This is a genomic window from uncultured Limosilactobacillus sp., assembly GCF_934202235.1.
In the GTDB taxonomy this organism is placed as follows: domain Bacteria; phylum Bacillota; class Bacilli; order Lactobacillales; family Lactobacillaceae; genus Limosilactobacillus.
The window spans coordinates 1-5,093 of the sequence record NZ_CAKPXS010000067.1; the positions used below are offsets into that span (position 1 = coordinate 1).

At 51.0% G+C, this 5,093-nt stretch carries 5 protein-coding genes; all 5 read left to right on the top strand.

Annotation, left to right across the window (positions count from 1 at the left end; all coding sequences use genetic code 11):
- Positions 1-978: MFS transporter (locus Q0E49_RS07770; RefSeq protein ID WP_295747745.1), on the top strand; the 978-nt coding region annotated here is incomplete at its 5' end.
- A 34-nt stretch (positions 979-1,012) separates the two neighbouring features.
- Complete coding sequence (locus Q0E49_RS07775; protein ID WP_295747748.1) at positions 1,013-1,861, top strand: DUF72 domain-containing protein; 849 nt, start codon at positions 1,013-1,015, stop codon at positions 1,859-1,861.
- A gap of 140 nt (positions 1,862-2,001) precedes the next feature.
- Positions 2,002-4,014: a methionine--tRNA ligase gene (gene metG / locus Q0E49_RS07780; RefSeq protein WP_295747751.1), complete on the top strand. Its 2,013-nt coding sequence runs from the start codon at positions 2,002-2,004 to the stop codon at positions 4,012-4,014.
- Positions 4,015-4,074: 60 nt separating this feature from the next.
- Positions 4,075-4,851, top strand: a complete 777-nt coding sequence (locus Q0E49_RS07785; protein WP_295747757.1) for a TatD family hydrolase — start codon at positions 4,075-4,077, stop codon at positions 4,849-4,851.
- The coding region (locus tag Q0E49_RS07790) for a toprim domain-containing protein (protein ID WP_295747753.1) at positions 4,848-5,093 on the top strand (246 nt) is incomplete at its 3' end. The genes Q0E49_RS07785 and Q0E49_RS07790, both read left to right, overlap by 4 nt.

The following is a 5,093-nucleotide window of genomic DNA, read 5'->3' on the forward strand; positions in this document are numbered from 1 at the left end:
TGGGGGTTAATTATCTTTTCCGCAGCCGAGTTTGTCTTTGCGGCGGCCAACCACCTCTGGTTATTTAACATTTCGCTGGCCGTCGATGGACTGTCAGCGGCGATGTTTGTGCCGACTTCGATGGCCCTGGCTGCGGACATCACCACCCGGGAATACCGGGCCAAAGTGATTGGCTGGTTGTCAGCGGCCTTTTCGGGTGGGCTCATGCTTGGCCCCGGAATCGGTGGGATCCTGGCTGGGATCTCCTTTAAAGCCCCGTTCTGGGTGGCCGGCTTTCTCGGTGTGATTGCGTCGGTCATTGCGATCGTAGCGCTGCCAGCGGAAAAGACGATTGAAAAGGCTGAACCGGTCAAACATCCGCACAAGCAGGAAGGGGCAACCGGCTGGTCAGTCGTGAAGAAAATGCTGACACCTTCGATGACCATTCTGTTTTTGATGATCCTGGTATCGGCGTTTGGCCTGGCCGGCTTTGAAAGTATTTACTCGATTTACGTCAACGAAGTTCACGGTTTTTCGTTGGCGGAAATTGCCCTGGTCTTAACTGTCAACGGGGTCCTCTCGCTGCTCTTGCAGCTTTTCTTCTTTGACTGGCTGGTCGTTCACTTATCAGAAGTTGTTATTACCCGCTGGTCGTTCTTCTTTGCGGTGATCGGAACGGTCATTATTATTTACGACCACACCAACTGGCATATTTTCCTGGCAACCCTGCTGGTCTATGAATCGTTTGACCTCTTACGGCCTGCGATTACCACCTTGTTAACGAAACTAACCGAGGAAAACCAGGGGTTGCTTAACGGGATTAATATGTCACTGACTAGTATTGGGAACGTGATTGGTCCCTTACTGTCCGGTGCCCTACTCGACGTTAACTACCAGTACCCATTCTGGCTGGTATCGCTGTTCTTGATGGTGTCATTCTTCATTACCATGGGAATGGGCCACTTGAAAAAGATCAGCGGACGCGATTATCATAACTAAAGTGAGGGAGTAAATGCGTTAAGGAGGCGGTAAGATGAAGATCTCCATGGGAACGACAACCTGGACTGAGCATCCGGCACTGATTGATGGTGCAAGCCGGCCAGTGACCCTGGCGGAATATGCCGCGTACTTTCCGGTTGTTGAGGTTGATACTTTTTTCTACGCTATTCCTAACACGGCAACAGTGGCCCAGTGGTTAGCTAACGTTCCTGCAAACTTCCAATTTGTGGCTAAGGCTAACCGGGTGATGACTAGGCACCAGGGTTCAGGCGGTGATTTGCCACTAGCGGAAGCTTTTGCCCGTTACCGGGAGGCAGTGACCCCCTTAGTTGCCACTGGTCAGCTAAAGGCGGTCCTTTTCCAGTTTCCGCCATACTTTACGGCGATTCCGGAGAACATTGACTACCTGCAAACGGTGCGTCAGCTCATGGGTGGCTTACCAGTAGCAGTTGAATTTCGCCATGCCAGTTGGTTGGTGCCTGGCGTTGCTCAGTCGACGGCAGATTTTTGCAGGGATTTGGGGTTGACGCTGGTAGCGGCAGATGAGCCCCACCAATTGACTACCAGTGTTCCCTTTTACCTGGCCACGACTACACCTTCACTGGCGCTCCTCCGGCTCCATGGGCGGAATAAGGCTGGCTGGAACCACCCTGGTCCCAATTGGCGGCGTGAGCGGACAAAGTATCGTTACTCCACCGAAGAGCTCAAACAATTCCAAGCTGCGATCGAGCAGCTAACGCCGGCGCCAGCTGAAGTCTGTGTTATTTTCAACAACAACTCCAACCGGGATGCGGCACCCAATGCGCTTCAACTGCAGCAAATGATGGGGATTCATTTCACTGGTTTAAATCCCCAACCACCAAAACAATTGAGTTTGTTTTAAAAAGTAGTGCTCCTGCTAAAACGGGAGCACTTTTCCTATCTTGGGATAAAGTTGTCAGAAAGCGGTTGCCAGCTTCACCTCAGTGCAGTATCTTTGCTATAATGGCTACTACGATAATAAAAGAAAAAGAAGGTCCCTCCATGACGAAACAAAAACCAACATTTTACATTACGACACCGATTTATTACCCATCCGGGCGTTTGCACATCGGGAATTCTTACACGACTGTGGCCTGTGATGCCATGGCCCGCTACAAGCGTTTAATGGGCTTTGACGTCTTCTTCTTAACCGGGACTGATGAACACGGCCTGAAGATTGAACAAAAGGCGGAAAAGTTGGGGATGAAGCCGCAGGAATACGTTGACCAGATGGCTGCGGGAATTAAAAAACTGTGGAAAACGCTGGACATTACCAATGACAAGTTCATCCGGACGACTGATGAATACCATGAAAAGGCTGTTCAAAAGATTTTTGAGCAGCTGCTCAAGCAGGGTGACATCTACAAGGGTAAGTACACTGGTTGGTACTCAGTGGACGACGAAGAGTACTTTACTGATAGTCAGTTGGCTGAAGTTTACCGTGATGATAACGGCAAGGTGATTGGCGGGAAAGCCCCGTCAGGACACGAAGTTCAGCTGGTAGAAGAAGAATCTTACTTCTTTAAGATGAGTAAATATGCCGACTGGCTGATGAATTACTACAAGGAACATCCCGAATTTATCGAACCGCACTCACGGATGAACGAAATGGTTAATAACTTCCTCAAGCCGGGGCTGGAGGATTTGTCCGTTTCCCGGACGTCGTTCAACTGGGGGGTCAAGGTGCCGAGCGATCCCAAGCACGTCGTTTACGTTTGGATTGACGCACTGAGCAACTATATTACTGCTCTGGGCTACGGTTCTGATAACGACCAGCTCTTTAAGAAGTTCTGGCCAGCTGACATCCACATGGTTGGTAAAGAAATCGTTCGTTTCCACACGATTTACTGGCCAATTATCCTTCACGCACTGGGATTGCCACTGCCAAAGCACGTCATTGGCCACGGCTGGTTAACGATGAGGGATGGCAAGATGTCCAAGTCACGGGGCAACGTTATTTATCCTGAAACGTTGGTTGACCGCTACGGGTTAGATGCCACCCGCTACTACTTATTGAAGTCGATGCCGTTTGGCAACGACGGGGTCTTCAGTCCGGAAGACTTTGTCGATAAGGTTAACTTTGACCTAGCTAATGACCTTGGTAACCTGTTGAACCGGACGGTAGCCATGGTTAATAAGTACCAGGGAGGTAAGCTGGATGGTCAGCCAACGGCCACGACTAAGTTTGATGACGACCTCGCTGACACTGCTGCTCGGACAATTGATACTTTTAAGGTAGAAATGGATGCTACTCACTTCCAAGATGCCCTGGCAGCTGTCTGGGAACTGGTTGCCCGGGCAAACAAGTACATTGATGAGACCGAACCATGGGTCCTGGCTAAGGACGATAGTAAGGGTGCCGAATTAAGTGACGTGATGACCCAACTCGCGAAGTCGCTGCGGGTAATTGCTGCACTGTTGCAGCCAATGATGCCAAAGGCGCCGGCAGAAATTTGCCGTCAGCTGGGCTTGCCGGCAGAGAAGATTGAGTTAGCTAACCTCTCTTTCGCTGACTTTCCGGCCACTGCTCAGGTAGTCGCTAAGGGTCAGCCAATTTTCCCCCGGCGCGACGTTAACGAAGAAGTGAAGTTCTTGAAGAGTCAGATGACCAAGAATACTAAGCAGAAGGGACGCAAAGCAATGGAAGAGGCTAAGCAAAAGGCTGTTGACGCACAAACCACTGGCAAAAAAGCAATCCGGATTGAGGCCTTCGATAAGGTTGAACTGAAGGTCGGGCAGATTACCGCCGCCGACCACGTTGAGGGTGCTGATAAGCTACTGAAGTTCGCCATCGACGATGGTGCTGATGGCCGGCAGATCCTCTCCGGAATTGCCCAGTGGTACCCGGACCCGTCAGTCCTGGTGGGCAAGAAGGTCGTCTTTGTTGCTAACCTGAAGCCGCGAAAGATGCGCGGCGAATTAAGCCAGGGAATGCTGCTGTCAGCAGAGCACAACGGTCAAGTCCAGTTGCTGACGCTACCCGACAGTATGGTTCCCGGTTCATCCGTTGAATAAGGTGACATTGTGAGTAAAAAGAAAAAAGACCCAACCTTAGTTGATGCTAATATCCCGGCAATGCGGGTCTACGACTCCCACACCCACCTCAATGATGACGCCTTTTATGACGACGTCCCAAAATGGTTGCAGAAAGCGGCTGACCTGGGGGTTGTGGAAATGAACATCGTTGGCTCAAACAAGAAGCTGAACGACCGGGCGCTGAAGCTTGCTGAACAATACCAGCAGCTGCACGCCATCGTTGGCTGGCATCCGGAAGATGCGAAAAACTATGACCAAGCAGCCGAAGATGAACTAGTGGCCAACTTGCAGAACCCGTTGGTTGTTGGTCTGGGCGAAATTGGTTTGGACTACCACTGGGATACCTCGCCCCGTGATGTTCAACGGCAGGTCTTTGCACGGCAACTAGAAATTGCTCAAGAACTGCACATTCCTGTCAGCATCCACTGCCGAGACGCCTTTGCCGATGCTTACCCGTTGCTGAAACAAGCCCACGTTGGTGACTTTGGTGGTGTCATGCACAGCTTTAACGGTGATCCGGAGTGGCTGCACAAGTTCTTAGACCTGGGGATGGACATTTCCTATTCGGGAGTGGCAAGTTTTAAGAACGCCAAGGAAGTCCATGAATCGGTCAAGCAAACGCCGCTGGATCACCTCTTGGTGGAAACGGACGCGCCGTACCTGACGCCCGAGCCGCACCGTGGTGAACAAAACCAGCCAGCTTATTCCCGGTTTGTTGTGATGGCGGTGGCTAAGTGGAAGGAGCTGGACCCGGTGGAAGTTGCTAAAGCCACCTATGCGAATGCTCAGCGACTGTTCCCGGTAAAGAAGTCATGAAAAAGATTAAAGAAGTGATTGTTGTCGAGGGCAAGGACGATACCAAGCAGCTGGCAAAGGCGGTAGTGGCGGATACCTATGAGACCAACGGCTCAGCCCTTGATGAAAACGACTTATCGCGGTTGGCAGACCTGCAAAAAAAACGCGGCCTGATTATTCTGACCGACCCGGATTATAATGGTGAACGGCTTCGTAAGATCATTAGCCAACGAATTCCGGGTGTGAAGCAAGCCTTTATCACT

What these genes read in the sequence shown, in the direction of transcription:
- Q0E49_RS07775 (WP_295747748.1), top strand. Translation starts at nt 1,013, where the DNA reads ATGAAGATCTCCATGGGAACGACAACCTGGACTGAGCATCCGGCACTG.
- Q0E49_RS07785 (WP_295747757.1), top strand. Translation starts at nt 4,075, where the DNA reads ATGCGGGTCTACGACTCCCACACCCACCTCAATGATGACGCCTTTTAT.
- metG (WP_295747751.1), top strand. Translation starts at nt 2,002, where the DNA reads ATGACGAAACAAAAACCAACATTTTACATTACGACACCGATTTATTAC.